Consider the following 25,223-nt stretch of genomic DNA (forward strand, 5'->3'; position numbering starts at 1 on the left):
CAGAGGTGAGTGAGGAAACGATCCAACTCGAACTCAGCGAATCCGGGGTGGCGGTAGACCTTCCCTTGCCGGCCAACCAGCGCGATCAGGTGCAGGGAGTCCCGTACCGGCCGGTCGAGTTCCGCGACGACGACCTGCCCTCGGCCCTGGAACGCGCGGCGTCCTGGTTGCGGCAGACGCAGGACTGGCTCGGCGAGCCGGTCGACGTGATCGCCGTGCACCTGGACTACGACGATCGCAAGGGTTCCCCCTACTACGACCTCAAGCTGCTCTGCAACGAGGAGGACCTGGCCGGTGTGCCCAGGGCCATCCGACATCGAGAGGGCAGCGATACCGGTCAGTAGGGCCTTCGGGCTACCGTTCGGTCATGGCAGATCGTGTGTACCCCCCGGTTGTCGCCGCGGCCAAGACCATGTTCCGGCTCCTCGACCTGAGGATCACCATGGACGGCACGCACAACGTCCCCCGTGAGGGGGGCGCTGTGCTGGCGAGCAACCACATCAGCTACCTGGACTTCATCTTCGCCGGTTTCGGCGCCCAGCCGTCGAAGCGGCTGGTGAGGTTCATGGCCAAGCACGAGGTGTTCGAGAACCGCATCTCGGGACCGCTGATGCGGGGGATGCACCACATCCCGGTGGACAGGAACGCGGGCAGCGCCTCCTACAAGGAGGCGCTGCGCGCACTCCGCTCCGGTGAGGTCGTCGGGATCTTCCCCGAGGCCACCATCAGCAGCTCCTTCACCGTCAAGGAGCTCAAGAGCGGCGCGAACCGCCTGGCCACGGCGGCGAACGTGCCGCTGATCCCGGTCGCGCTGTGGGGCACCCAGCGCCTGTGGACGAAGGGCCGCCCGAAGACCCTCACGAAGAGGCACCTCCCGGTGACGATCCTGGTCGGCGAGCCCCTGCACCCGCAGCGCGGCGACGACCAGGAGGCGGTCAACGCCGAGCTGCACCGGCGCATGTCCGCGCTGCTGGACCGGGCGCAGCGCGAGTACCCGGAGACCCCCGCCGAGGACGAGCGGTGGTGGCAGCCAGCGCACCTGGGCGGCACCGCGCCGACCCCCGGGGAAGCGGCGGCGCTGGACACCCGTCCGATCCGCGAGACCTGATTCTTCGGCACGGCACCCCCCACGTGTGTCACACTGGTCGCGAGGCAGCCGCATCGGCTGCCCGCGCCGGTGCCACTGAGTCAGTGGCCGCGCACATTCCGTCGATGATCCGCGCCGAGCAGGTGCGAAGTCGGCAAGGAAGGTCACATCATCAGCTCACAGACGACAAGCCCCGTGTCCTGGTCGCACGACAGCCTGTTCCACCCGCCGCTGCCGGTGGACGGGTCCCCGACCGAGACGACGGCCACGATCCCGGTCGTGCCCGTGGCCCGTCCGCAGTACCAGAACCTCTTCCAGCAGCCGCCCGCCGTCGAGGGGGCCGACGACGAGTCGGACCTGCTGCCCGACTTCTTCGAGCACAGCGCTCCGCCGGTCCAGCAGCGCAGGCCGCGTCAGCCCTCACACCGCCGGAGCGGTGGCGTCAACCGCGGACGCTGAGTCCGCCACGGGCACGGACGCCGGCTCCGGCGTTCCGGCCCTCTCGCCACGTCCTCGCATGCGCTGCGAGATGACCTGGCTGATGCCGTCACCCCGCATGCTCACGCCGTAGAGGGCGTCGGCGATCTCCATGGTCGGCTTCTGGTGGGTGATGATCAGCAGCTGGGAGTGGTCGCGCAGCTGCTGGAACAGGCCGATCAGCCGGTGCAGGTTGGTGTCGTCCAGCGCGGCCTCGACCTCGTCCATCACGTAGAACGGCGAGGGGCGCGCGCGGAAGATCGCGACGAGCATCGCCACCGCCGCCAGCGACTTCTCGCCGCCGGACAGCAGGGACAGGCGCTTGACCTTCTTGCCGGGAGGTCGCGCCTCCATCTCGATGCCGGTGGTCAGCATGTCGTCGGGCTCGGTCAGCACGAGCCTGCCCTCACCGCCGGGGAACAGCGTCGAGAACACGATCTCGAACTCCCGCGCCACGTCCGCGTAGGCCGCCGTGAAGACCTCCAGGATCTTGTCGTCGACCTCCTTGACGACGATCAGCAGGTCGCGCCGCGTCGCCTTGACGTCCTCCAGCTGGTTGGACAAGAACTTGTAGCGCTCCTCCAGCGCGGCGAACTCCTCCAGCGCGAGCGGGTTGACCTTGCCCAGCAGCGACAGGTCGCGCTCGGCGCGCTTGGCGCGGCGGGTCTGCGTGTCGCGGTCGAACGGCATCGGCTGCGGTGTCGAGACCTGCTCTCCGCGCTCCTTCGCCGCCTCGTACTCGGCCACCTCGGTCTGGCTCGGCGGGATCGGCACGTCCGGGCCGTACTCGGCGACCAGGTCGTCCAGGCCGATGCCGAAGTCCTCGGCGATCTTCACCTCCAGCTGCTCGATGCGCAGCCGCTGCTCCGCGCGCAGCACCTCGTCCCGGTGCACGGCGTCGGTGAGCTTCTCCAGCTCGCCGCTCATCTCGCGCACGACCGTGCGGACCTGCGCGAGCAGCGTCTCGTGCTGGGTGCGCCGCTCCTGGGCCACGTCGCGCTCGCGGGCGGCGCGGCGCAGGGACTCCTCGATGCGGGTCAGCGCCAGTTCGCCGCCGCGCACCACGGCGTCCGCCACCGCGGCGCCCCTGGCGCGGGCGGCACGGGCGCGCTGGGCGCGGTCGCGCGCCTCGCGTTCGGCGCGGGCGGCCCGGCGCAGGCCGTCCGCCCTGCCCTGCAACGCCCTGGCGCGCTCCTCCGCGGTGCGCAGGGCGAGCCGCGCGTCCATCTCGTCCTGGCGGGCCGTGGCCAGCTCGGCGGCGGTCTCGTCGCGCTGCGTCGTGTCCGGTTCGTCGTCCAGGGGCTGCTCCTGCGCGACGAGCAGGCGCTCCTCCAGCTCGGCGAGCGTGCGCAGGGCCTGCTCGCGGGCCTGCTCGACCGTGGCGCGCTGGCCGCGGACGCGCTCGACCTCCGCCTCGGCCGACCGCACGGCCTGCGCGAGCCGGGACAACCGCTCCGACGAGCGGGCGCGACGGACCCTCGCCTCGTTCAGCGCCTCCTTGAGGGAGCCGACCTCGGTGCGCCTGGCCTGCTGCTCGGCCCGTGCGCCCTCCAGGGCCGCGGTGGAGTGCTCCAGGGCGCGCTCGGCGGCGGCGAGCTTCTCCGCGGCCTCGTCCACGGCTGCCCGGACCTCGATGACGCTCTGGTCGCGGCCCGACCCGCCGGTGGCCCAGTCCGCGCCGAGGACGTCGCCCTCGCGGGTCACCGCCCGCACGGCGGGGTCCGCGGCCACGAGGGAGCGCGCGGCGGCGAGGTCGTCCACGACGGCGAGCCGGTCGAGCGCGCGGTCCAGGGCCGGGCGCAGCGCGTCGGGTGACCGCACGAGGTCGGCCGCCCAGCGCGCGCCGCCGGGCAGCGGCGGCCACGCGGAGCGGTCGGTCGTGGCGGGTGCGCCGCCGACGAGGACACCGGCACGCCCGGCGGCGCCCTCCTTGAGCAGCTCCAGCGCCGTGACGGCGTCGTCCCCGCCCGCGACGGCGACCGCGTCGGCGATCGGCCCCAGCGCGGCGGCGAGCGCCACCTCGGCGCCGGTCTCCACGGTCAGCAGGGCCGCGACCGCGCCGAGCAACCCCGGCAGCCCGGTTCCGGCGGCCAGCAGCGCGCCCGCGCCGTCCTTGCGGGTCAGTCCCAGCGACAGGGCGTCCACGCGGGCCCGCCACGAGGCGATGTCGCGCTCGGCGGCGCGCTCGGCGCGGACGAGCTCCTCGACGCGGCCCTTGGCGGCGTCGTTGGCCTGCACGGCCTGCCGGTGCCGCTCGTCGAGACCGGCGTCGCCCTCGTCCTCCGTCCCGGTCGCCGCCTCCTGCTCGGCCTGCTCGCGGCGCACCTCCTCGGCGCGCTCGGCCGCCTCGGCGATCGTCACCGACAGCCGTTCGATCTCCTCCGAGGTGGCGCTGGTCTTGCTGCGCAGCGCCTCGACCTGACCGGACAGCCGGGCCAGGCCCTCGCGCTGGTCGGCGATGGCGCGCACGGCGGCCAGGTGCGCCCGCTCGGCGGCCGACACCGCGCGCTCCAGCTCGGAGCGGACCTCGACGGCCTCGGCCAGTCCGACGCGCGCCTCGGTCACGCCCTCCGCCAGCTCCAGCTCCAGCGCGGCGGTCTGCTCGGCCTCGGCCTCCAGCTCGTCGGGATCACGTCCACCGCGCGGGGCCTCCACGTCGGCCGACAGGTGCCTGGCGCGTTCCACGGCGAGGCGCACGGTGCCGCGCAGACGCTCCTCCAGCGCCGACAGCCGGTACCAGGTGTCCTGGGCGCGCGACAGCGCCGGGGCGTCGGCCGCGACCAGCTCCTCCAGCTCGTTCTGCTGGTACTGCGCCGTTTGCAGCGCCTGCTCCACCTCGGCGCGGCGGGCGCGGGCGGTGGCCTCGTCGGCCTCCTCGCGAGCCAGCTCCGTGCGGCGGGTCACCAGGTCGTCGGCCAGCAGGCGCATCCGCGCGTCCCGCAGCTCCGACTGCACGGCCTGGGCGCGGCGGGCGATCTCGGCCTGCTTTCCCAGCGGCTTGAGCTGGCGGCGCAGTTCGGCGGTGAGGTCGGTCAGGCGGGTGAGGTTGGCCTGCATCGCCTCCAGCTTCCGCAGCGCCTTCTCCTTGCGCTTGCGGTGCTTGAGGACACCGGCGGCCTCCTCGACGAACGCGCGCCGTTCCTCCGGTTTGGACTCCAGGATGGACGCGAGCTGGCCCTGACCGACGATCACGTGCATCTCGCGGCCGATGCCGGAGTCCGACAGCAGCTCCTGGACGTCCATCAAGCGGCACGAGCTGCCGTTGATCTCGTACTCGGTGGCGCCCTCGCGGAACATCCGCCGGGTGATCGAGACCTCGGTGTAGTCGATCGGCAGCGCGCCGTCGGTGTTGTCGATGGTCAGGGTCACCTCGGCGCGGCCCAGCGGCGCGCGGCCGGAGGTGCCCGCGAAGATGACGTCCTCCATCTTGCCGCCGCGCAGGTCCTTGGCGCCCTGCGTGCCCATGACCCACTTGAGGGCGTCGAGGACGTTGGACTTGCCCGAACCGTTCGGGCCGACCACGCAGGTGATGCCGGGCTCGAAGCGCAGCGTCGTGGCCGAGGCGAAGGACTTGAAGCCCTTCAGCGTCAGGCTCTTGAGGTGCACGTCGCGCTGCCCTCTCCACGGCGACCGGGGACGGTGGTCGGCCGAGGGTATACCGGTCAGCCCGGACGCAGTGTGACCAGCACCTCCGAGTCGGCGACGACCTCCAGGTGGGCGATCCTCCCCACCGGGAACGAGGTCGCGCCGGGGATGCGCTCGCCCCCGGTGGAGGCGCTGCCCCACCAGCCGCCGATCTCGCTGCGGCCGTTCTCGTCGTGCACGACGAGCTTGCAGCGCGCGCCGGGCGGCACGTTGCCCAGCTCCAGCTCCACCTCGGTGCCCCACGGCCGGTCGCGCAGGGCGGCCGTCGCCGAGGTTCCGGTGCCGTGGTCGGTCGCGGCCCAGGTCACCGCAGCGGCCCGTTCGCCGGTGCTGGCCGGTGGCGCGGACGTGGTCAGCTCCGGAGCCGCCGGAGCCCGCTGCCGGTCCAGCAGCTGCGGCAGCAGGCCCGCGAGCACGAGCAGCGCGCCGATGGCGAGACCGGCGGCGGCGAACAGCCAGCGCTTGCCGCGGCGGTCGTGACGATCACCGACGTCGTGGCGATCACGGAGGTCGACGAGGTCACCGGGGTCTCCGCGCTCGCGCCGCTTCCGGCGCGGGCGCTCGGGAGCGGCGATGGTGATCAGCGGCGGCAGGTCGAGGGGCTCGGGTGCGGGCAGGTCGTCCAGCGTGAGCTGGCCGAGCAGGCCGGGCAGCGGCGCCAGGCGGACCATCTCGTCGCGGCACCGCGCGCAGTCGGACACGTGCCGCTCGAACTCCGAGCGCTCCGCCGGGTCGAGCGAGCCGAGCAGGTAGGCGCCGAGCGCCACGGTGCGCGCGCAGCTCACGGCTCCGTCACCCCCCGCTCCTCCAGCGCGTTGCGCAGGGCGCGCAGGGCGTAGAACGCCCGCGACTTGACCGTGCCCCGCGGGATGCCGAGCGACGCGGCGGCCTCGGCCACCGTGTGCCGGCGGTAGTACAGCTCCACGACGACGTCGCGGTGGTCCGCGGTGAGGGCGCGCAACGCCTCCGCGATCTGCCAGGTCTGCAGTACGTGCTCCACCTCGTCGCCGACAGCGGGCAGGTCGTTCGGTTCGATCGGCACCTCCACCGCCCTGGCTCCCCGCCGGCGGTAACCGGAGATGACGAGGTTGCGGGCGACGGTGTGCAGCCAGGGACCGGCCTCCTCGGGGGTCAGCTCGCCGGAGTGCCGCCAGGCCCGCAGCAGCGTTTCCTGCACCACGTCCTCCGCCTGCTGGTGGTCCCCGCCGACCAGGCGCAGGACGTAGTTGTGCAGCGGGCCGCTCCACCGACCGTAGAGCTGCCTGACGACGTCCTCACCGGGGTCCACTCCCTGTACTACGCCGAAGCGGGCCGAGACGTTCAGCACCAGCGGCAACGTCCCCCTAACGCTCCACGAAACCCGCCGTTCCGCCCCTCGGCTCCGACCAGCGTTCCACCACCGTGTCCACCCGGCCGGGTGTTTCACCTGATCGGAGGGCGGCGAGGAGCGCTCGGCACGCCTCGTCGGACCCCTCCGCGACGACCTCGACCCGGCCGTCGCGCAGGTTGGCCGCGCTTCCGGTGAGACCGAGCGCCAGCGCGCGGCTCCTGGTCCACCAGCGGAACCCGACACCCTGCACGTGACCCCGCACCCACGCCGTCATGCGGACGGGGGTCTGCGGGTCGTTCTGAGCGGCACACACAGCGGAAATGATCCCTCGGGGGTGGAATCGGTCCCCGGCAACCCCTGATCACGTCACCCGTTGGTGGTACGGTGCGCCACCGTGAGTGCCCATCGCAGTAACCGAGGCGCCGTCGTCGGAGGCTTGTTGAGCCTGTTGATCGGCGCGGTCGGCGCGAGCGGAGCGGCCTTCGCCAGCATCGGCGTCGAGGGTGGCGCGTCCGCGGCGGAACAGCCCGTCGGCTTCCTCGGGCTCGACTCCGCCGGCAGCGTGAGCGGGCGGGAGCGGGGCGGGAACGGGGACGCCTCGTCGCCGGACGTCACCAGCGCACCTCCGCAGACGTCCTCCGCAGCCCCCACGACCACCACCGCGACCAGCACGACCACCACCACCACCGAGACGACGACCACGACCACCGAGACCACGTCGTCGACGACCGCTCCCCCTCCCGAGCCGCCGAGGACGACCACGACGAAGGCGGCACCTCCGCCGGCGTCGGCCGACGAGGAGGACCTGGTCGTCGCGATCGTCAACGCGAAGCGGGCCGAGGCGGGCTGCGCCGCGCTGAAGATCGACGACCGCGTCACCACCGCGGCCCAGAAGCACAGCTCCGACATGGCCGCGCGCAACTACTTCTCGCACACCACCCCCGAGGGCGTCGACTTCGGGACGCGGATGAAGGCGGCGGGCTACCCCAGCCCCGGTGGCGAGAACATCGCCGCGGGCCAGAGGACCCCCGAGCAGGTCATGGAGTCCTGGATGAACTCCCCCGGCCACCGCCGCAACATCCTGGACTGCTCGTTCGCGACGATCGGCGTCGGACTCGACACCAACGGCTGGTACTGGACCCAGAACTTCGGCCGCTAGGAAATACCCCCGCGAGGAGACGGTGTGAACGACGGGCCGCACGACGCCCAGCAGGACCCCACGCGCTTCGACGTCCTCCCGACCGGCGCCGACGACGGTGTCGAGCACGACGGCGCCGGGCACGACGGTGTCGAGTACGACGCTCCGCAGCACCGGCGGCCGCCGCTGCGCGCCGCGCCGCAGGTGGTGCTCGCGGCGGCCGGTGTCGTGGTCGCGACGCTGTTCGCGGCCGTGGCGACCATCGTCTCCGGCAGCGCGGACGAGGACGGGCCGGTGCGCCAGCCGACGCCGCGCGAGGACGTGGTCGCCCGCAGCACCCTCGGCAGCTCCGCGCCCCGCGAGACCAGCGGCACGCAGGTCTCCACGACCGAGGCTCCCCCGTCGAGCACGGTGCTCACGGACACCAGCACCGTGCCGTCGCGCGCCCCGCGCTACACGACGGTGACGCGGGCCGACGGCACCACGACCACGGTCGAGGACACCACGGTCCCCGTCGACGACGACACGCCCCCGCCCCCCGGTCCCGGCACGAACCCCGGCACGAACCCCGGTGCCGATCCGGGCACGAACCCCGGCGGCGGTGGCACCGCGGTCGTCCCGCCGGAGACGACGGACACCAGCGTCCCCACGAACACCACGACGCCGGAGACCACCACACCGGAGACCACCCAGCCCAGCACCAGCACCTGACGGCCGCTCGCACCGGAGGGCCGCTCCCGCCACGTCGTTCGTGGCGGGAGCGGCCCTCCGGCGCGAGGAGGACCAACGAGCGGGGAACGCCGAGGTCACTGCACACCACACGAAGGTGTGATGACGCGGCCAGCGGCTGCGGACGACACGGCCGAGTGCCGATAACTCGAACGCAATTCCACCCCGATCGGGTCCCCTCAGGGAGATGGTGTGTTCGAGGAAGCTCCACAGGAGAGGCCGAAGCGGCGGACGCGCTCGGTGGTCCTGCTGTCCTTCGGCGGCGTCGTCGTGGCCACGCTGTTCGCGACGTTCGCCTCCATGCTCGCCGCGGAGAACGAGCGCGCCACGGAACCCCAGAAGAAGCAGCCCGAGGCCGGCCAGGAGTCACCTCCCCGCACCGAGACCTCCCTGGTGATCTCGCCGGACGGCACGACGTCCACCGTCGTGCTGACGGTCTCCACGTCCCCGCGCGACCGGTCGGTGCCGGTGTCCGGTGACCAGCCGCCGCGGGCGGGGGACGGGCCGTCCGACGGCGAGCACCAGCACCAGCAGCACGAGCACGAGGACGAGCAGCAGGAGCAGCACGAGCAGCGGCCGCAGGAGCAGGCCGAGGAGGAGCGCCCCGCGCCCCCCGTCACGGCGGTCCCCAGCTCACCGCCGTCGACGGCGACGACGTCCCAGCTCCCGTCGACCTCCCCGGTGGCAGAACCGACCACCACGACGCTCCCGCCCGCCCAGACCACCACGAGTTGATCGTTCAGGCACCACGGGTGGAGCGTTCCAGCACTCCGAGCGGACCGTTCGGAACGCGGACGTCGCGGCCGTGGAACGCGGCGACGCCCCGAACGCTCCACTCGCGGTGCTGGAACGCTCCACTCGCGGTGCTGGAACGCTCCACTCGCGGTGCTGGAACGCTCCACTCGCGGTGCTGGAACGCTCACCTCGCGCGGTCAGAGCTCGAAGCGGTAGCCCATGCCCGGTTCCGTCAGCAGGTGGCGGGGCCGGGAGGGCTCCGGTTCCAGCTTGCGGCGCAGCTGCGCCAGGTAGACCCGCAGGTAGTGCGTCTCCCTGGCGTAGGACGGCCCCCACACCTCCAGCAGCAGCTGCTTCTGCGCGACGAGCCGTCCCCGGTTGCGGACGAGGATCTCCAGCAGGCCCCACTCGGTGGGCGTGAGGTGCACCTCGGCGCCGTCGCGGCGCACCTTCTTCGCGGCCAGGTCCACGGAGAACGAGGCCGTGGTGACCACCGCCTCCTCGCCGTCCGGGGCTGCGGTGGCCGAGCGGCGCACGGCGGCGCGCAACCGGGCCAGCAGTTCGTCCATCCCGAACGGTTTCGTCACGTAGTCGTCCGCGCCGGCGTCGAGCGCCTCGACCTTGTCCGACGAGCCGACCCTGGCCGACAGCACGATGATCGGCACGCTGCTCCAGCCGCGCAGACCGGCGATGACCTCGGTGCCGTCGATGTCGGGCAGGCCCAGGTCGAGCACCACGACGTCCGGCCTGTCCTCGGCCGCCCGCGCCAGCGCGGTGGCCCCGTCGTGCGCGATCAGCACGTCGTAGCCGCGCGCGGTGAGGTTGATGCGCAGCGCGCGGACGATCTGCGGTTCGTCGTCGACGACCAGCACCGTGGTCATGCCGTGCCCTCCTCGTGCGCGGGCAGCGAGATGACGACGGTCAGGCCACCGCCGGGGGTGTCCTCGGCGCGGATGCTGCCGCCCATCGCCTCGGTGAAGCCCTTGGCCACGCTGAGACCGAGGCCGGTGCCGGGAGTGGCGTCCCGGTCGCCCAACCGCTGGAACGGCGCGAACACCTCGTCGGCCGCCCCGCGCGGCAGGCCGCGGCCCCGGTCCACGACGCGCAGCTCCACGAGGTCGGCGTGCGCGCTCGCCCGGACCGCCACGGCGGGTTCGCCGTCGTCCCGGCGCGGGTGCGCGCGGCCGTGCCGCAGCGCGTTGTCCACGACGTTCGCCACGACCCGCTCCAGCAGGCCCACGTCCGCCCGCACGGGCGCGAGGCGCTCGTCGACGTCGACCACGACCTCGTCGCGGTCGTCCACCCCGGACAGGGCGCGGGCCACGACCTCGTCGTAGCCGACCGCGCGGAACAGCGGGTGGACGGCGCCGGTGGCGAGCCGGGAGGAGTCGAGCAGGTTGTCCACCAGCCCGGCGAGCCGGTCCGCGGACTCCTCCACGGTCGCGAGGAGCTCGCCGGTGTCCTCCGGCGACAGCGTCAGCTCCGGGTCGCGCAGGCTGCTCGCGGCGGCCTTGATCGACGTCAGGGGCGTGCGCAGGTCGTGTCCCACGGCGGACAGCAGGGCGGTGCGCAGCTCGGTGGTCTCCGCACGGGCCTGCGCGGCACGGGTCTGCTCGGTCAGCCGCTGCTGGCGCAGCGCGAGCAGCGCCTGCCCGGCCGCCGCCTCCAGGACGCGCCGGTCGGACGCGGGCAGCGACCGGCCCCGCAGGGCCAGGTGCACGTCCGCGGTCACCGGCACGTCCACGTCGGCGTCGTCCGGCTCGTCGCACGGGGCCGGGCCGACGCACGCCACGCGCGTCCACCGGCCGCCGGTGTTCTCCAGCAGTGCCACCGAGTCGAGGCCGAAGTTCTCCCGCACCTTCTCCAGCAGCCGGGCCAGCGGGTGCGGGTGGGTGAGGACGGTGCGCGCGTAGGACGCGAGGAGCGTGGCCTCGGTGCGGGCCAGCGCCGCCTGCTCGGCGCGGCGCGCGGCCCGGTCGACCACCAGCGCGACGGTCACCGCCACGACGAGCATCGCGACGAGCGTGACCAGGTCCTGCTGGGTGTCGACGGCGAAGGTGAACAGCGGCGCGGTGAAGAAGAAGTTCAGCAGCAGGGCGGAGAGGACGGCCGCGCACAGCGCCGGGCCGAGGCCGCCGACGAGCGCGACGAGGATCGTGGCGAGGAAGTGGTCGAGGACGTCGGTGGACAGGAGCAGGTCGTCGTGGAACACCAGTCCCGCGGTGGTGGCCGCGACGGGGGCGAGCACGGCGAGCAGCCACCCGAGAGCGCGCCGGGACGGCGACAGCGCGCTGCGGACCCGCCGACCGCGCCTGCCGCCCGCGGAGTGCTGGTGCGTCACCGCGTGCACGTCGATGGAGCCGGACCGCTGCACGACGGTCGCCCCGATGCCCTCGTCGAACAGCCTGGCCAGCCGGGAGCGCCGCGACGTGCCGATCACGAGCTGGGTGGCGTTGACGCCGCGGGCGAACTCCAGCAGCGCCGTGGGCACGTCGTCGCCCACGACGGTGTGGAACGTGGCTCCCACGTCGTCGCTGAGCCTGCGGTACCGCGCGACGGCGTCCGGCGGGGCGCCGGCGAGACCGTCGCCGCGCAGCACGTGCAGCACCATCAGCTCCGCCCCGGCCCTGGTGGCGATGCGGCGCGCCCGGCGGATCAGCGTCTCGCTCTCGCCGCCGCCGGTGATGGCCGCCACGACGCGTTCGCGGGCCTCCCAGGTGTCGGTGATCCGCTGCTCGGCCCGGTAGCGCTGCAGCGCCACGTCCACCTGGTCGGCGACCCACAGCAGCGCCAGCTCGCGCAGCGCGGTCAGGTTGCCCACCCTGAAGTAGTTGCCGAGCGCGGCGTCGATCTTGTGCGCGGGGTGCACGTTGCCGTGGGCGAGACGGCGGCGCAGCGCCTCGGGGGTCAGGTCCACCAGTTCGACCTGCTCGGCGCGGCGCACCACCTCGTCGGGCACGGTCTCCCGCTGCGGCACGCCCGTGATGCGCCGCACGACGTCGTTGAGGCTCTCCAGGTGCTGCACGTTGAGGGTGGACAGCACGTCGACGCCCGCGTCGAGGAGCTCCTCCACGTCCTGCCACCGCTTGGCGTTGCGCGAGCCGGGAGCGTTGGTGTGGGCGAGCTCGTCCACGACGGCCACCTCGGGGCGGCGGGCCAGCAGCGCGTCGAGGTCCATCTCGGTGAGGTCGAGCCCGCGGTGCCGCTCGACCCGGCGCGGCACCTCGTCGAGCCCGGCGAGGAGCTCGGCGGTCCTGGGCCTGCCGTGGGTCTCCACGAGCCCGACGACGACGTCGGTGCCGCGCTCGCGGCGGCGGTGCGCCTCGCCGAGCATCGCGAAGGTCTTGCCCACGCCGGGAGCGGCGCCCAGGTAGATGCGCAGCTCCCCCCGGCGCGGTGTCGTCGGTGTCCCGTCCACGCGATCAGTCTGCTCCCCGGACGGCGCGCTGGCCGGTGCTCGCGCGGTGTGCTGGGTGATCGGTCCGCGCCCCGTGGCGGTCACCGGGGGAAGAATGCGCCGACACGTCGGCCGATCGGGTGACACTGACGGAGTTTTGACGCTTCTGATCTCGGCTTTTACGCGATCCTGAGACGGGAGGTGACGACGGTCTCCCCAGTGGTCCTGTCGGGTGACGACCGCACGGGCGCGCGGCGGCGGGCCGCGGGTGCGCCCGGTTGGACACCGCAGGTGCGGGGATGCCAGTGTCGCGTCCGGATCGGACGGACGAGCAGGGCGACGGGGTGTGCCATGACGGCGATCGTGACCAGCCAGGAAGCACTTCAGCTCGTGGTGTCGGTGCACCGGCTGGTGCGCGGCCTCCGCCAGTCGGTCACCGCGCCGCGGCTCCAGCCCACGCAGCTCCTGGTGCTCTCCGAGCTGCACCAGCACGGACCGATGCGCATCGGTGAGATCGCGGTGCGCGCGCTGTGCTCCCAGCCGACGGCGACGACCGTGGTCACGGGTCTGGAGGCGGTGGGGTTCGTCAGCCGCGAGCCCGATCCGGCGGACGGGCGAGCGACGATCGTCGCGATCACCGAGCAGGGCCGGGAGACGATCATCTCGGTCGCGCACGGCGAGGCGGAACTGCTGTCGGTGCGGATGGCCGACCTGTCGGCCGAGGAGCTGGCCGTGCTGCGCGCCGCCTCACCCGTCCTGCGTCGCCTGGCCGAGCCGACTCCGCGCTGAACGAGAACACGCCGAACGAGAACACACCGGACGAGAACGCGCCGAGCCACCGCACCCCCCGGTGCGGCGGCTCGGCGTCGTCGAGCGCGGGTGGACCGGACTCCCCCCGACGGAGCCCGCTCCACCCGGCTCACCCGGTCGTCACCGGGGCGCTCGGCGGAGTCGACGCCGAGGACAGGGCCGACGGCTCCGACTGCGGTGCGGTGGTCGTCGGCAGGGTGGTCGTCGGCACGGACGTCGTCGGGACGGTGGTCGTGGGCGCCGAGGAGGAGCTGCGGTACGGCCGCTCCGTCGGGATCGCCACGGCGAACGGCACGCCGTCGAGCACCCGGCACCCCTGCGGCCCGCCGTAGTCGACCCTGGGCTTCGGGTAGCGGTTGTCCTGGTCGCTGTAGCCCGCGCAGTCGTAGTGCGCGGAGTCCAGCGGACGCCCGTCCTGGTCGTAGAGGTACACGCCGGTGAGCGCGTTGCCCTCCGCGTCGAACACGTAGACGTTCTCCGGCAGCGACGGCTGCTGAGGCACGTGGGACACCCCGTAGGAGCTGGGGTTCGAGCTGACGCCGAGGACCACCACGCCGAGGCCGAGCAGGACCGTGCCGACCGCCAACCCGTTGGCGGGCAGGCCGATGAACAGCCAGCGGCGGTCGCGCTGCGAGCGGGAACCGGCGAGGAACGACAGCACGGCCAGCACCACGAGGAACAGCACCAGCTCGTGGTAGCGGCCGATGAGGAACGGCGACATCAGCACCAGCAGCGACCGGGCCACCCACCAGCCCGGTTGCAGCGTCTTCAGGTACGTCAGCAGCTTGCCGAGGCCGTCGTCCCGCCGCGCCCGCTCCAGCGCGTCGAACAGCGACCGCGCCTCGGGCAGCTCGGCGATCCTGGCCACGCTGACGAGCCCCCCGAAGACCGCCGCGGCCAGCGCCGCGACGCCCAGCAAGGTGAAGAACAGCGGCACGAAGCCGTCCCGGCCACCGGCCACGACGACCGTCGCGACCGTGCCCAGCGCGAGGCCCCAGAAGGCCAGCCGGTCGATCAGCCGGTACCGCGGGGCGGCGGGGGTCGACGCGGCGGCAGGTGCGGGGTACCCGGCGGCGGCGCGCAACTCCTGCGCGTACGCCTCGGGGCTGCCCAGCCGCCGCACGAGCGCGTCGGAGGAGAACTCCTCCCCCAGCTCGTCGGCGATCTCCACGACGTGCGTCTCCGCGTCGTCCAGCACGTCGGCGACCTCGGCGGCCGGCAGATCCGACAGCGCGGCGCGCATCCGCTCCAGGTACGCCTGCACCTCGGTGCGGGTGTGCGTGCTCATGCGACCTCCCCCAGCATCTGGTCCATCGTCTTCGCGAACACCTGCCAGGTCTTCCCCGACTCGGCCAGGCGTTCGCGTCCCGGCTCGTTCAGGCTGTAGTACTTGCGATGGGGTCCCTCCTCGCTCGGGACCACGTACGAGGTGAGCAGCCCGGCGTTGTAGAGCCGGCGCAGCGTCCCGTACACCGAGGCGTCGCCCACCTCGTCCAGACCCGCGCTCCGCAGCCTGCGGAGCACGTCGTAGCCGTACCCGTCGTCCTTGCGCAGCACCGCGAGGACCGCCAGGTCCAGCACCCCCTTCAGCAATTGACTCGTGTCCATCTGCGTCTCCCCCGGTGGTGTGCGTGGAAGACTACTACGGATAGCGCAGTACTGTCGACAGCGGAGTTCTTCGCGGTGGACCGAGCAGCTGGAACGAGGTGCGACCGGAGTCAGGGCCGCTTCTGGCACCTCGGGCAGGAGTACGAGGAACGGTTCATGAAGGACTCGCGGACGACCGGCGTGCCGCAGCGCGGACACGGCTCGCCCTCCTGCCCGTAGGCGTTGAGCGAACGGTCGAAGTAGCCGGACTGGCCGTTGACGTTGACGTAGAGCGCGTCGAACGACGTGCCGCCCTGGGCCAGCGCCTCGCGCATCACGTCGGTGGCGTGGCCGAGCAGGGCGAGCCCCTGCGCGCGGGTGATCCCGGCGGTGGGCCGCTCGCCGTGCAGCTTCGCCCGCCACAGCGCCTCGTCGGCGTAGATGTTGCCCACCCCGGAGACCAGCGTCTGGTCCAGCAGCGCCCTCTTGACGCCGGTGCGCCTGGCCCGCAGCGCCCGCACGGCCGCCTCCGCGTCGAACCGGGGGTCCATCGGGTCGCGGGCGATGTGCGCGACGGGAACGGGCAGACGCGCGCCGTCGACGACCACCACGTCGGTCAGGGCGAGGCCGCCGAACGTGCGCTGGTCGACGAAGCGCAGCTCGGGTCCGTCGTCGGCGAAGCGGACGCGCACCCGCAGGTGCTTCTCGTCCGGCGCGTCGGCGGGCTGGACGAGCATCTGCCCGCTCATGCCCAGGTGGGCGAGCAGCGCCTCACCGGCGTCGGCGCCGACGTACTCGCCGGACGTCGCCGCCGGACCCGTCAGCTCGATCCACAGGTACTTGCCGCGCCGGTGCGCGGCGACGGTCTTCTGCCCGGCCAGGCGGGCGGCGAAGTCGTCGGGGCCGGGCACGTGGCGGCGGACCGCGCGCGGGTGCAGGACCTCGACCTCGGAGATCACCCTGCCGGACACGTGGGCGTCGAGGCCGCGGCGCACGACCTCCACCTCGGGAAGTTCAGGCACGCGCCCATTGTCCCGCACGTGCGACCCGCGGTGCGCGGCGGTGGGCACGGCGAAACGCCCCGTCGTGCCGCGAGGGCACGTTCGGGGCGTTCGGCCGATCAGAAGAGGATCAGGCCTCCGCGCTGGCGGCCTCGACCTCGCGAGCCGCCTCGATCTCCTGCATCGCGTCGTACGCGGCGGACTGCGGCTTGGAGGGCTTGAGCAGCCAGACACCCGCGCGGCTGGTGTCCCGCACGAGGACCAGCCCCTGGATGCCGCCGCTGTGGCAGGCGGTCACCGGGCGAGCGGTGCGCGTGGAGCGAACACGACGGTTCGTCCTGCTGGTCGTGGCATACATCGGCGTTCAGTCTTCCTCGGTGTGTGAGGTGTCGGGTGTCGCCGAGCCCAGGGCGCGGCCGTCGGACGTCGAGCCGTTCTCGGCCTCGACGCGCTCGAACAGCACGCGGTACGCGGCTTCCGCTGCCTTCTGCTCGGCTTCCTTCTTGGTGCGCCCGTCGCCGGCCCCGTAGGAGTTGCCGCCGACCACGACGGTGGCGGTGAACTCCTTGCGGTGGTCGGGGCCCTGGTCGTCGACCCGGTACTCGGGCACGCCCAGACCCGCCGAGGCGGTGAGCTCTTGCAGGCTGGTCTTCCAGTCGAGGCCCGCGCCGCGAAGAGGCGCTTCCACCAGGAGCGGGTCGAACAGCTTGTGCACCAGTGCACGCGCGGTGTCTATGCCGAACTGCAGGTAGACCGCGCCGATGACGGCTTCGAGGCCGTCGGCGAGAATGCTCGCCTTGTCCCTGCCACCGGTCAGCTCTTCACCGCGACCGAGCAGCAGGTGTCCGCCCAGCCCGTCTTCCCCGAGTCCGCGAGCGACTCCGGCGAGCGCGTGCATGTTGACCACGCTGGCCCTGAGCTTCGCGAGCTGCCCCTCGGGCAGGTCGGGATGGGTGCGGTAGAGGTGATCGGTGACCACGAGTCCGAGCACGGCGTCCCCGAGGAACTCGAGACGCTCGTTCGGTGGCAGGCCACCGTTCTCGTACGCGTAAGACCTGTGTGTCAGAGCAAGCACGAGGAGCTCGGCGTCCAGGTGGACGCCGAGCGCTTCGAGCAACGGGCCGCGGTCAGCGGACTGACCGCGCGACGACCTACCCCCCACGATTCGCCAATTCCTCGGCCGGAGGAGATCAGGCCGGCTGGACGACCTGGCGGCCGGCGTACTGACCGCAGGCCGGGCAGGCGATGTGCTGCGGCTTCGGCTGACGGCACGCCTTGTTCTGGCACGCCACCAGGTGCACGGCAGCGGTCTTCCACTGGGCGCGGCGCGAGCGCGTGTTCGAGCGCGACATCTTCCGCTTCGGGACGGCCACGACTAGTTCTCCTCCGAGTTATCACGATCAGCACCGAACCGCTTCTGCAACGCGGCCCAGCGAGGATCCATCGTCTCATGCCCGTGGTCGGGCCCGAGCTCCGCCAGCTTGCCGCCGCACTCCGAGCACAACCCTCGGCAGTCCGGAGAGCACAGCGGCACCTGCGGCAGTGCGAGCACGATCGCGTCCCGCACCACAGGTTCGAGGTCGATCAGGTCGTCGATCAGACGGCTGACCTCGTCTTCGTCGGTCGTGGCGTCCGTGGCGCTGTGCGGGTACGCGTACAGCTCCATCAGGTCCACCTCGACCTCACTGGACAGCGACTCCAGGCAGCGCGAGCACTCGCCCACGACCACGGTCCGCGCGGTCCCGGAGGCGAGAACACCCTCCACGACCGATTCCAGCAGCAGGTCCAGTTCGACCTCGCCACCGTCCGGCACCGCGATCACGCCCTCCAGGCCCATACCCGAAGCGGGTACCTCCCGGTGGTAGGAGCGGCTGGAGCCAGCTCGACGACCGATGTCCCTGGTGTCGAAGACCCAGGGCCCGGCTGCTGTGGGACGCGCGGCGGCGTGACGGTGCTCAGTCATGATGTGGTGGTGCTGGTGGGGGACCTACCACGACCAGCCGCTCCAGGGTACGGGACGACGGGTCGGATGGTGAAATCGGCAGGTGACCCGGTATCGAGGTCACCTAGTCGTGGTAGTCGAAGGGCGCCGACACCCCGGCGACGGCGGGCCCCCGCAGGTGCGACCGGCCCTTGCCGACGCTGCGCAGGGTGTGGGCGAGGAGGTCCTCGAAGTCGGCCAGCTTCGCGTCCACGTAGGCGTCGCACTCGTTGCGCAGCCGCAGCGCCTCGGCCTCCGCCTCCTCGCGCACGCGCGCGGACTCGGCGTGGGCGGCCTGCACGACCTCGGTCTGGTCGACCAGGCGCGTCTGCTCGGCGCGGCCCTCCTCGACGGCGCGCTCGTAGTTGGCGCGACCGGCCTGGACCATGCGCTCGGCCTCCGAGTGGGCGCGGCCGACCAGGTCCTCGTACTCCTGCCGGCCGGAGGCGACGGCGCGTTCCGCCTGGTCCTGCGCCTCGGCGACCATGCGCTCGGCGCGCGCCCTCGCCTCGGACAGCATCCGCTCGGCCTCGGCCTGCGCCTCGGCGAGCATCCGGTCGGCGTCGGCGCGGGCCTTGCCGACGCCCGTCTCCGCCTCGTGCTGCGCCTTGCCGACCAGCTCGTCGCGGTGGTCGAGCACGTCCTGCGCGTCGTCCAGCTCGGTCGGGATGGAGTCCCGGACGTCGTCGAGCAGTTCCAGCACGTCACCACGGGGAACGACGCATCCCGACGTCATGGGGACCCCGCGGGCCTCCTCGACGATGGTGACGAGCTCGTCGAGGGCCTCGAACACGCGGTACACGTCACACTCCTCGCACGGCCGGCCAGAACCTGTCGGCCAAGTCTGCCCTGCCGGGCCCGTCCGTGCGGGGAGGACACGACGGTGTGTCCGGTTCCTCACCGAAGCCGCTCCCAGGCGACCCGTACCGGGGCAGAACGCGACGCGGAGACCGTCGAACGGGCGACAGGACGACCACGCGGAGTTCACCACCGGGCGGACGCGGCGGGACGACGTGCCTCCGATCGTGCGAATGCTCGCCGACGGCCGCGGGAGCGGCCGGGCGAGCCGGGTCAGCGCTTCTCGCCGAGGCGCTGCACCAGGCGCTGCTCGATGCTCGCCGGCAGCAGGGTGGAGACGTCGCCCCCGTAGGTGGCGACCTCCTTCACCAGGGAGCTGGCGAGGTAGCTGTAGATCGGGTTGGTGGGCATGAACAGCGTGTCGACCCCCGACAGCTGGTGGTTCATCTGCGCCATCTGCAACTCGTAGTCGTAGTCGCTGACCGCGCGCAGGCCCTTCACGATCGCCCGGACGTCGTGCTCGCGGCAGTAGTCCACGAGCAGTCCGTGCCAGGAGTCGATCCGCACGTTGGGCCACTGCGCGGTGACCTCGCGCAGCATCTCCATGCGCTCCTCGACCGAGAAGAGGGTCTTCTTGTTCTTGTTGATGAGGACGGCGACGACCACCTCGTCGAACAGCGAAGACGCTCTCTCGACGATGTCGAGGTGCCCGTTGGTCACCGGGTCGTAGGAGCCGGGGTACACGGCACGCGTCATGGTTTCGGACGGTAGCACCAGACCGGACGACCCCCGCCGACGTCGTGGTCCGTGTCACCCGTCCGCAGCGCGGTGCACGGCCCAGTGCAGGGCCGTGTCGCCGTAACGCTTGGTGCGCAACGGTTCCAACGGACTGGGCCACTCGGGCTCGGGCCCCCGCGCCGCGCGCTCCACGACGACGACCGTGCCCGGCGCGGTCCAGCCGTGACCGACGAGGTCCACCAGCACCCCGGCCAGGTCGGCGTCGGTGACCGCGTAGGGCGGGTCGGCGAAGACCACGTCGCACGGCGCGGCCGCGCTGGTCGCGACGGCCGACTCGGCCGAACGGGCGAGCACCTCGGCACCCGGCAGGCCGAGGTCGCGGGCGTTGCCGCGCAGCACGTCGGCGGCTCGCCGGTCGGACTCGACGAACACGGCGTGCGCCGCCCCCCTGGACAGCGCCTCGAACCCCAGCGCGCCGGACCCGGCGTAGAGGTCGAGCACGCGGGCGCCCTCGAGGTCGACGGTGTTCTCCAGGGAGCTGAACAACGCCTCCCGCACCCGGTCGGAGGTCGGCCGCGTGCCGCGGGGTGGCACCCGCAGCCGCCGCCCGCCGGCACTCCCGGCCACGATGCGCGTCACGGCCCCAGTCTCCCACCCCGCGAGCTGACCGTCGCAGCACCACGAGTCGGACGTCCGAGCACCCCGGTCGGGATCAGCCGAGGGCCTGCCACCAGCCGTCGACCTCCGGCGGGTCGTCCACGTCGATCCGCTGTCCCGGCCTGGGCACGGCCAGCGCCACGTCCTTGGCCTTCGTCTCGGCCCACACCCGGTCGACGGGTTCGGACCAGTCGTGCAGCGCGAGCGAGAACGTGGCCCAGTGCACGGGGATCATCAGCCCGCCGCGCACGTCGACGTGCGCCTGCACGCCGTCCTCCGGCGTCATGTGGATGTCGGGCCAGCCGTCGCCGTACGCGCCGATCTGCACGAGCGAGGCGTCGAACGGCCCGTGCTTCTCGCCGATCTCGCGGTAGCCGTCGAAGTAACCGGTGTCGCCGCTGTAGTAGACGCGGCGGGTCGGTCCGGCGACGACCCACGACGCCCACAGCGTGGTGTCGCGGGTGAACAGCCTGCCGGAGAAGTGCTGGGCGGCCGTCGCGGTGAGCTTCAGATCGCCCACCTCGGCCGTCTCGTCCCAGTCCAGCTCGACGATCCGGTCGGCCGGCACCTCCCACCGCTCCAGGTGCGCCCCGATGCCCAGCGGCACGACGAACGGCGCGCTCTGCGTGCGGGTGAGCGCGCGCACGGTGGGCAGGTCGAGGTGGTCGTAGTGGTCGTGCGAGATGACGATCGCGGTCAGCGCCGGGAGCTGGTCCAGCGTGTGCGGCACCGGGTGCAGGCGCCGCGGCCCGACCAGGGCGGACGGTGAGCAGCGGTCGCTCCACACCGGGTCGAACAGCACGGCCGAGCCCTCGATCTCCACGAGCGCCGAGGCGTGGCCGTACCAGGTGATGTGCAGTCCGCCGGTCACCGGTGGCCGCGCGGCCACGAGCGGAACCGCTCCGGACGGCTTGCGCCGGTCGCCGTCGCGCAGGAAGTCGCGCAGCACGCCGCCGCTGTTGCTGGGGGTCAGCGTGCTGGTGACGGCCCTGTTGTGGAACACGCCGTCGCGGAACTGCGGCGAGCGCTTCATCTTCGCCGGGTCCGGTGTGCCACCGATCGCAGCCGGCACGTCCTTGAGCGCCCACGCGGCCGCGGTGGCCGCGAGTCCCGCGGTGAGCAGTTTGCCGATCACGGAACCTCCCCTCTGTCGTCCTGGCAGAGCAACGCGCGGGGGGACGCGGGCGTTCCCGCGCCGGGCCACCGTCACAGCGCACCATCACAGCGCACTGACACAGCAGCCCGGCGCGGCGCTCGTTCACTCCAGGACGACGAGCAGGTCCCCGCCCTCCACCTGCTGCACGCCGCCGATCGCGAGACGGGCGACGACACCGGCGACGGGAGCGGTGATGGCCGCCTCCATCTTCATGGCCTCGATGGTGGCGACGGTCTGCCCGGCGTCGACGCTGTCGCCCTCGGCGACCGACGGCGTGACGACCCCGGCGAACGGCGCGGCCACGTGGTTGGGGTTGCCGTGCTCGGCCTTCTCCGCGACCGGCAGGTCGGACGCGACGGACCGGTCGCGCACCTGGATGGGCCGGAGCTGACCGTTGAGGGTGGCCATGACGGTGCGCATCCCGCGCTCGTCGGCCTCTCCGATCGCCTCCAGGCCGATGAGCAGCCGCACACCGGGCTCCAGGTCCACCTGGTACTCCTCCCCCGGCCGCAGGCCGTAGAAGAAGTCCTTGCTGCGCAACACGCTGGTGTCGCCGTAGGCCTCGCGGTGGGCCAGGTACTCCTTGGTGGGAGCGGGGAACAGCAGGCGGTTCAGCGTGGCCCTGCGGTTCTCCGCGAGGCCGCGCAGGTCCTCCTCGCCCAGCTCCTCCACGCCGCGGGGAGCGCTGCGGCCCGCGAGCGCCTTGGTGCGGAACGGCTCCGGCCAGCCGCCGGGCGGGTCGCCCAGCTCACCGTGCAGGAAGCCGATCACGGACGCGGGGATGTCGTACTTGCCGGGGTCGGCCTCGAAGTCCTCCGGGGCGACGCCCGCGCCGACGAGGTGCAGCGCGAGGTCGCCGACGACCTTGGACGACGGCGTGACCTTCACCAGGTGGCCGAGCATCCGGTCGGCGGCGGCGTACATCGCCTCGACGGCCTCGAACTTCTGGCCGAGTCCCAGCGCGACGGCCTGGGTGCGCAGGTTGGAGAGCTGGCCGCCGGGGATCTCGTGGCGGTACACGCGGCCGGTCGGCGAGGGCAGACCGGACTCGAAGGGCGCGTACACGCGGCGCGCGGCCTCCCAGTAGGGCTCCAGGTCGCACACGGCCGTGAGGTCGAGCCCGGTGGCGTGCTCGGTGTGGTCGGTGGCGGCGACGATCGAGGACAGCGCGGGCTGCGACGTCGTTCCGGCCATCGACGCCGCCGCGCCGTCGACCGCGTCCACACCGGCCGCGATCGCGGCGAGGTAGGTCGCGAGCTGACCGCCGGGGGTGTCGTGGGTGTGCAGGTGGACGGGGAGGTCGAACTCCTTGCGCAGCGCGGTGACCAGGCGGGTCGCCGCCGGTGCGCGGAGCAGTCCGGCCATGTCCTTGATCGCGAGGACGTGGGCTCCGGCGGCGACGATCTGCTCGGCGAGCCCGAGGTAGTAGTCGAGCGTGTAGAGCCGCTCGTCGGGGCTGGACAGGTCCGAGGTGTAGCAGAGCGCCACCTCGGCGACGGCCGTCCCGGTCTCGCGCACGGCCTCGATCGCCGGACGCATCTGCTCGACGTCGTTCAGCGCGTCGAAGATGCGGAAGACGTCGACGCCGGTCTTCGTCGCCTCCTGGACGAACGCGGTCGTCACGGCCTCCGGGTACGGCGTGTACCCGACGGTGTTGCGACCGCGCAGCAGCATCTGGAGCGCGATGTTCGGCACGGCCTCGCGCAGCGCGGCCAGCCGCTCCCACGGGTCCTCGGCGAGGAACCGCAGCGCCACGTCGTAGGTCGCGCCGCCCCAGCACTCCAGGGACAGCAGCTGGGGGGTCAGCCGGGCGACGTGCGGGGCGACCGCGAGGAGGTCCTTGGTGCGGACCCTGGTGGCGAGCAGGGACTGGTGGGCGTCGCGGAAGGTCGTGTCGGTGACGCCGACGGCCCGGCTCTCCCGCATCCAGCGGGCGAAGCCCTCCGGACCGAGCTCCAGCAGCCGCTGACGCGAGCCGGGCGCGGGCTCGGCCTTCAGGTCGGCGGCGGGCAGCTTGTCGCGGGGGTCCACGATGGACGGCCGCTCGCCGTGGGGCCGGTTGACGGTGACGTCGGCCAGGTAGGTCAGCAGGCGCGTGCCGCGGTCGGCGGAGTGCCTGGCGGTCAGCAGGTGCGGACGCTGCTCGATGAACGAGGTGGTGACCCGGCCCTCGTAGAAGTCGGGGTCGTCGAGCACGGCCTGAAGGAACGGGATGTTGGTGGAGACGCCGCGGATGCGGAACTCCGCCACGGCCCGGCGCGAGCGGGCGACGGCGGCGGCGAACGTGCGGCCGCGACAGGTGAGCTTCACCAGCATCGAGTCGAAGTGCCCGCCGATCGCGGTGCCCGCGCCGGTGGTGCCGCCGTCGAGGCGGATGCCGGAACCGCCGGGCGAGCGGTAGGCGCTGATCATCCCGGTGTCGGGGCGGAACCCGTTGGCCGGGTCCTCGGTGGTGATGCGGCACTGGAGGGCGGCGCCGCGCAGCTGCACGGAGTCCTGGCTCAGACCCAGGTCGGCGAGGGTCTCACCGCTGGCGATGCGCATCTGGGACTGCACGAGGTCGACGTCGGTCACCTCCTCGGTGACCGTGTGCTCGACCTGGATGCGCGGGTTCATCTCGATGAAGACGTAGTTCCCGGCGCGGTCGAGCAGGAACTCGACGGTGCCGGCGTTGCGGTAGCCGATGTGGCGGGCGAAGCGCACCGCGTCGGCGCACATCCGCTCGCGCAGCTCGGGATCGAGGTTCGGGGCCGGGGCGATCTCGATGACCTTCTGGTGCCGCCGCTGCACGGAGCAGTCGCGCTCGAACAGGTGGATCACGTCGCCCGCGCCGTCGGCGAGGATCTGCACCTCGATGTGGCGCGGCTCGACGACGGCCTGCTCCAGGAACACCGTGGGGTCGCCGAAGGCCGACTCGGCCTCGCGCATGGCCGCTTCGAGCGCCTCGCGCAGCGCGGCGGGCTCCGCGACGCGGCGCATCCCGCGGCCACCACCACCGGCGACGGCTTTCACGAAGACGGGGAAGGTCATGTCCTGCGACGACGCCAGCAGCGCGTCGACGTCGGCTGACGGCTCCGACGAGCTGAGCACGGGCAGTCCGGCCTCGCGGGCCGCGGCGATGGCGCGGGCCTTGTTGCCGGTCAGCTCCAGCACCTCGGCGGTCGGGCCGACGAAGGTGATGCCCGCCTCGGCGCAGGCCGTGGCGAGGTCGGGGTTCTCCGACAGGAAGCCGTAACCGGGGTAGACGGCGTCGGCACCGGCCCTGCGCGCGGCGGCGATGATCTCCTCGACCGTCAGGTAGGCCCGGACGGGGTGACCGGGCTCGCCGATCTCGTACGACTCGTCCGCCTTCAGGCGGTGCAGGGAGTTGCGGTCCTCGTGCGGGAAGACCGCGACGGTTCCCGCGCCGAGCTCGTAGGCGGCGCGGAACGCCCTGATCGCGATCTCGCCACGATTGGCGACAAGAACCTTTCGGAACATCTGTCGTTCCCTCCCGGTAGCTCGGCGGTCCGAGTGGCACGCTACCGCGCTCGTTCCGGCAGGCGGGAGATCTGTCTCACGTGACGGACGTCATCTCGATCGACGTCCGACGCGGTTCAGCCGATCGCCTCACCGGCGTGTGAGCTGGGCGCACGGTGCAGCAGTCTGCCCGAGGCATGCCCCGTGCGCAGCCCCCGACGGAGGTGTGCGGTTAGCGCTGGATCACGCGCCCCTTGATCACCCGAACGCGGTGCCGCCTGGCGGGGAATGAGAGATCTCGACCGATTCGCACATTTCGACGTGTGACGAAGGGTGCTCGTATTCGGTTCGACCGCTCCTGATGTCGATCTTCACGTCGCGCAACCCGCGTACCTGCGGCGTTGCCGCGCGACACCTGTGACGGAGAACACAGGAGAGGTGTCCGGGCCGTCGCCGTGGTGCGCGGTGCCGCACCGGGGCGGCAGCCTTCACCGGATG

Annotated in this window: 25 protein-coding genes; 7 read left to right on the top strand and 18 right to left on the bottom strand. The window is 72.7% G+C overall.

Translation table 11 applies throughout. From position 1 onward, the window contains the following. Nucleotides 1-5: 5 nt before the first annotated feature. From IMZ35_RS02070 to IMZ35_RS02080, 3 genes are all read left to right on the top strand, one after another. A complete protein-coding gene (locus tag IMZ35_RS02070) occupies nt 6-344 on the top strand; it encodes a hypothetical protein (RefSeq protein WP_199439123.1) in 339 nt (112 codons plus the stop codon). Nucleotides 345-367: 23 nt separating this feature from the next. Next, on the top strand, nt 368-1,108 hold the full coding sequence (locus IMZ35_RS02075; protein WP_199439124.1) for a lysophospholipid acyltransferase family protein: 741 nt from the start codon (nt 368-370) through the stop codon (nt 1,106-1,108). A gap of 174 nt (nt 1,109-1,282) precedes the next feature. Next, nucleotides 1,283-1,546: a hypothetical protein gene (locus tag IMZ35_RS02080; RefSeq protein ID WP_199439125.1), complete on the top strand. Its 264-nt coding sequence runs from the start codon at nt 1,283-1,285 to the stop codon at nt 1,544-1,546. On the opposite strand, the gene smc is transcribed toward IMZ35_RS02080, so the two are convergent. From smc to IMZ35_RS02100, 4 genes are read right to left on the bottom strand one after another with little or no spacing between them, the layout of a single operon-like run. Further along, complete coding sequence (smc, locus tag IMZ35_RS02085; protein ID WP_199439126.1) at nt 1,508-5,170, bottom strand: chromosome segregation protein SMC; 3,663 nt, start codon at nt 5,168-5,170, stop codon at nt 1,508-1,510. The two genes, IMZ35_RS02080 and smc, sit on opposite strands and share 39 nt — an antisense overlap. 56 nt (nt 5,171-5,226) lie before the next feature. Continuing rightward, complete coding sequence (locus IMZ35_RS02090; RefSeq protein WP_199439127.1) at nt 5,227-5,994, bottom strand: zf-HC2 domain-containing protein; 768 nt, start codon at nt 5,992-5,994, stop codon at nt 5,227-5,229. Beyond that, on the bottom strand, nt 5,991-6,536 hold the full coding sequence (locus IMZ35_RS02095; protein ID WP_438816808.1) for a sigma-70 family RNA polymerase sigma factor: 546 nt from the start codon (nt 6,534-6,536) through the stop codon (nt 5,991-5,993). Before IMZ35_RS02095 ends, IMZ35_RS02090 begins: the two co-directional genes overlap by 4 nt. Before the next feature lie 16 nt (nt 6,537-6,552). Further along, complete coding sequence (locus tag IMZ35_RS02100) at nt 6,553-6,813, bottom strand: acylphosphatase (RefSeq protein ID WP_199439598.1); 261 nt, start codon at nt 6,811-6,813, stop codon at nt 6,553-6,555. 165 nt (nt 6,814-6,978) lie between these two features. Between IMZ35_RS02100 and IMZ35_RS02105 the strand changes: the two genes are divergently transcribed. From IMZ35_RS02105 to IMZ35_RS02115, 3 genes are all read left to right on the top strand, one after another. Then, nucleotides 6,979-7,698, top strand: coding sequence for a CAP domain-containing protein (locus tag IMZ35_RS02105; RefSeq protein ID WP_229369259.1), 720 nt, complete (start codon nt 6,979-6,981; stop codon nt 7,696-7,698). A 24-nt stretch (nt 7,699-7,722) separates the two neighbouring features. Then, nucleotides 7,723-8,388, top strand: a complete 666-nt coding sequence (locus tag IMZ35_RS02110; protein WP_199439129.1) for a hypothetical protein — start codon at nt 7,723-7,725, stop codon at nt 8,386-8,388. Between the two features lie 210 nt (nt 8,389-8,598). Then, complete coding sequence (locus IMZ35_RS02115) at nt 8,599-9,141, top strand: hypothetical protein (RefSeq protein ID WP_199439130.1); 543 nt, start codon at nt 8,599-8,601, stop codon at nt 9,139-9,141. 197 nt (nt 9,142-9,338) lie between these two features. On the opposite strand, the gene IMZ35_RS02120 is transcribed toward IMZ35_RS02115, so the two are convergent. Then, nucleotides 9,339-10,022, bottom strand: a complete 684-nt coding sequence (locus IMZ35_RS02120) for a response regulator (RefSeq protein ID WP_199439131.1) — start codon at nt 10,020-10,022, stop codon at nt 9,339-9,341. Next, the gene (locus tag IMZ35_RS02125) at nt 10,019-12,559 is read right to left on the bottom strand and encodes a sensor histidine kinase (RefSeq protein ID WP_307867669.1); all 2,541 of its coding nucleotides are present in this window, start codon (nt 12,557-12,559) and stop codon (nt 10,019-10,021) included. Before IMZ35_RS02125 ends, IMZ35_RS02120 begins: the two co-directional genes overlap by 4 nt. Nucleotides 12,560-12,889: 330 nt before the next feature. Between IMZ35_RS02125 and IMZ35_RS02130 the strand changes: the two genes are divergently transcribed. Beyond that, nucleotides 12,890-13,327: a MarR family winged helix-turn-helix transcriptional regulator gene (locus tag IMZ35_RS02130; RefSeq protein ID WP_199439132.1), complete on the top strand. Its 438-nt coding sequence runs from the start codon at nt 12,890-12,892 to the stop codon at nt 13,325-13,327. A 130-nt stretch (nt 13,328-13,457) separates the two neighbouring features. Here IMZ35_RS02130 and IMZ35_RS02135 read toward each other — a convergent pair whose 3' ends face one another. The 12 genes from IMZ35_RS02135 to IMZ35_RS02190 form a co-directional block, all read right to left on the bottom strand. Then, complete coding sequence (locus IMZ35_RS02135; RefSeq protein WP_199439133.1) at nt 13,458-14,636, bottom strand: HAAS signaling domain-containing protein; 1,179 nt, start codon at nt 14,634-14,636, stop codon at nt 13,458-13,460. Then, nucleotides 14,633-14,956 (bottom strand): PadR family transcriptional regulator, encoded by a 324-nt coding sequence (locus IMZ35_RS02140; RefSeq protein WP_199439134.1) that lies wholly within the window; start codon nt 14,954-14,956, stop codon nt 14,633-14,635. Before IMZ35_RS02140 ends, IMZ35_RS02135 begins: the two co-directional genes overlap by 4 nt. A 110-nt stretch (nt 14,957-15,066) precedes the next feature. Next, on the bottom strand, nt 15,067-15,957 hold the full coding sequence (gene mutM / locus IMZ35_RS02145; protein WP_199439135.1) for a bifunctional DNA-formamidopyrimidine glycosylase/DNA-(apurinic or apyrimidinic site) lyase: 891 nt from the start codon (nt 15,955-15,957) through the stop codon (nt 15,067-15,069). A gap of 109 nt (nt 15,958-16,066) precedes the next feature. Then, the gene (locus IMZ35_RS02150; protein WP_229369261.1) at nt 16,067-16,234 is read right to left on the bottom strand and encodes a hypothetical protein; all 168 of its coding nucleotides are present in this window, start codon (nt 16,232-16,234) and stop codon (nt 16,067-16,069) included. 66 nt (nt 16,235-16,300) lie between these two features. After that, nucleotides 16,301-17,098 (bottom strand): ribonuclease III, encoded by a 798-nt coding sequence (gene rnc, locus IMZ35_RS02155; protein ID WP_199439137.1) that lies wholly within the window; start codon nt 17,096-17,098, stop codon nt 16,301-16,303. A gap of 28 nt (nt 17,099-17,126) precedes the next feature. Continuing rightward, nucleotides 17,127-17,309: a 50S ribosomal protein L32 gene (gene rpmF, locus IMZ35_RS02160; protein WP_199439138.1), complete on the bottom strand. Its 183-nt coding sequence runs from the start codon at nt 17,307-17,309 to the stop codon at nt 17,127-17,129. Between the two features lie 2 nt (nt 17,310-17,311). Continuing rightward, the gene (locus IMZ35_RS02165) at nt 17,312-17,899 is read right to left on the bottom strand and encodes a YceD family protein (RefSeq protein WP_199439139.1); all 588 of its coding nucleotides are present in this window, start codon (nt 17,897-17,899) and stop codon (nt 17,312-17,314) included. Between the two features lie 103 nt (nt 17,900-18,002). After that, nucleotides 18,003-18,719: a flotillin family protein gene (locus tag IMZ35_RS02170; protein ID WP_199439140.1), complete on the bottom strand. Its 717-nt coding sequence runs from the start codon at nt 18,717-18,719 to the stop codon at nt 18,003-18,005. A 269-nt stretch (nt 18,720-18,988) separates the two neighbouring features. Beyond that, a complete protein-coding gene (gene coaD, locus IMZ35_RS02175) occupies nt 18,989-19,471 on the bottom strand; it encodes a pantetheine-phosphate adenylyltransferase (protein WP_199439141.1) in 483 nt (160 codons plus the stop codon). A 54-nt stretch (nt 19,472-19,525) separates the two neighbouring features. Then, nucleotides 19,526-20,092, bottom strand: a complete 567-nt coding sequence (gene rsmD, locus IMZ35_RS02180; RefSeq protein ID WP_199439142.1) for a 16S rRNA (guanine(966)-N(2))-methyltransferase RsmD — start codon at nt 20,090-20,092, stop codon at nt 19,526-19,528. Between the two features lie 73 nt (nt 20,093-20,165). Continuing rightward, on the bottom strand, nt 20,166-21,245 hold the full coding sequence (locus tag IMZ35_RS02185) for an MBL fold metallo-hydrolase (protein ID WP_438816809.1): 1,080 nt from the start codon (nt 21,243-21,245) through the stop codon (nt 20,166-20,168). Between the two features lie 123 nt (nt 21,246-21,368). Then, complete coding sequence (locus IMZ35_RS02190; RefSeq protein WP_199439143.1) at nt 21,369-24,746, bottom strand: pyruvate carboxylase; 3,378 nt, start codon at nt 24,744-24,746, stop codon at nt 21,369-21,371. Nucleotides 24,747-25,223: the final 477 nt, after the last annotated feature.

The sequence above is a fragment of the Umezawaea beigongshangensis genome, from assembly GCF_016464305.1.
Taxonomy (GTDB): domain Bacteria; phylum Actinomycetota; class Actinomycetes; order Mycobacteriales; family Pseudonocardiaceae; genus Umezawaea_A; species Umezawaea_A beigongshangensis.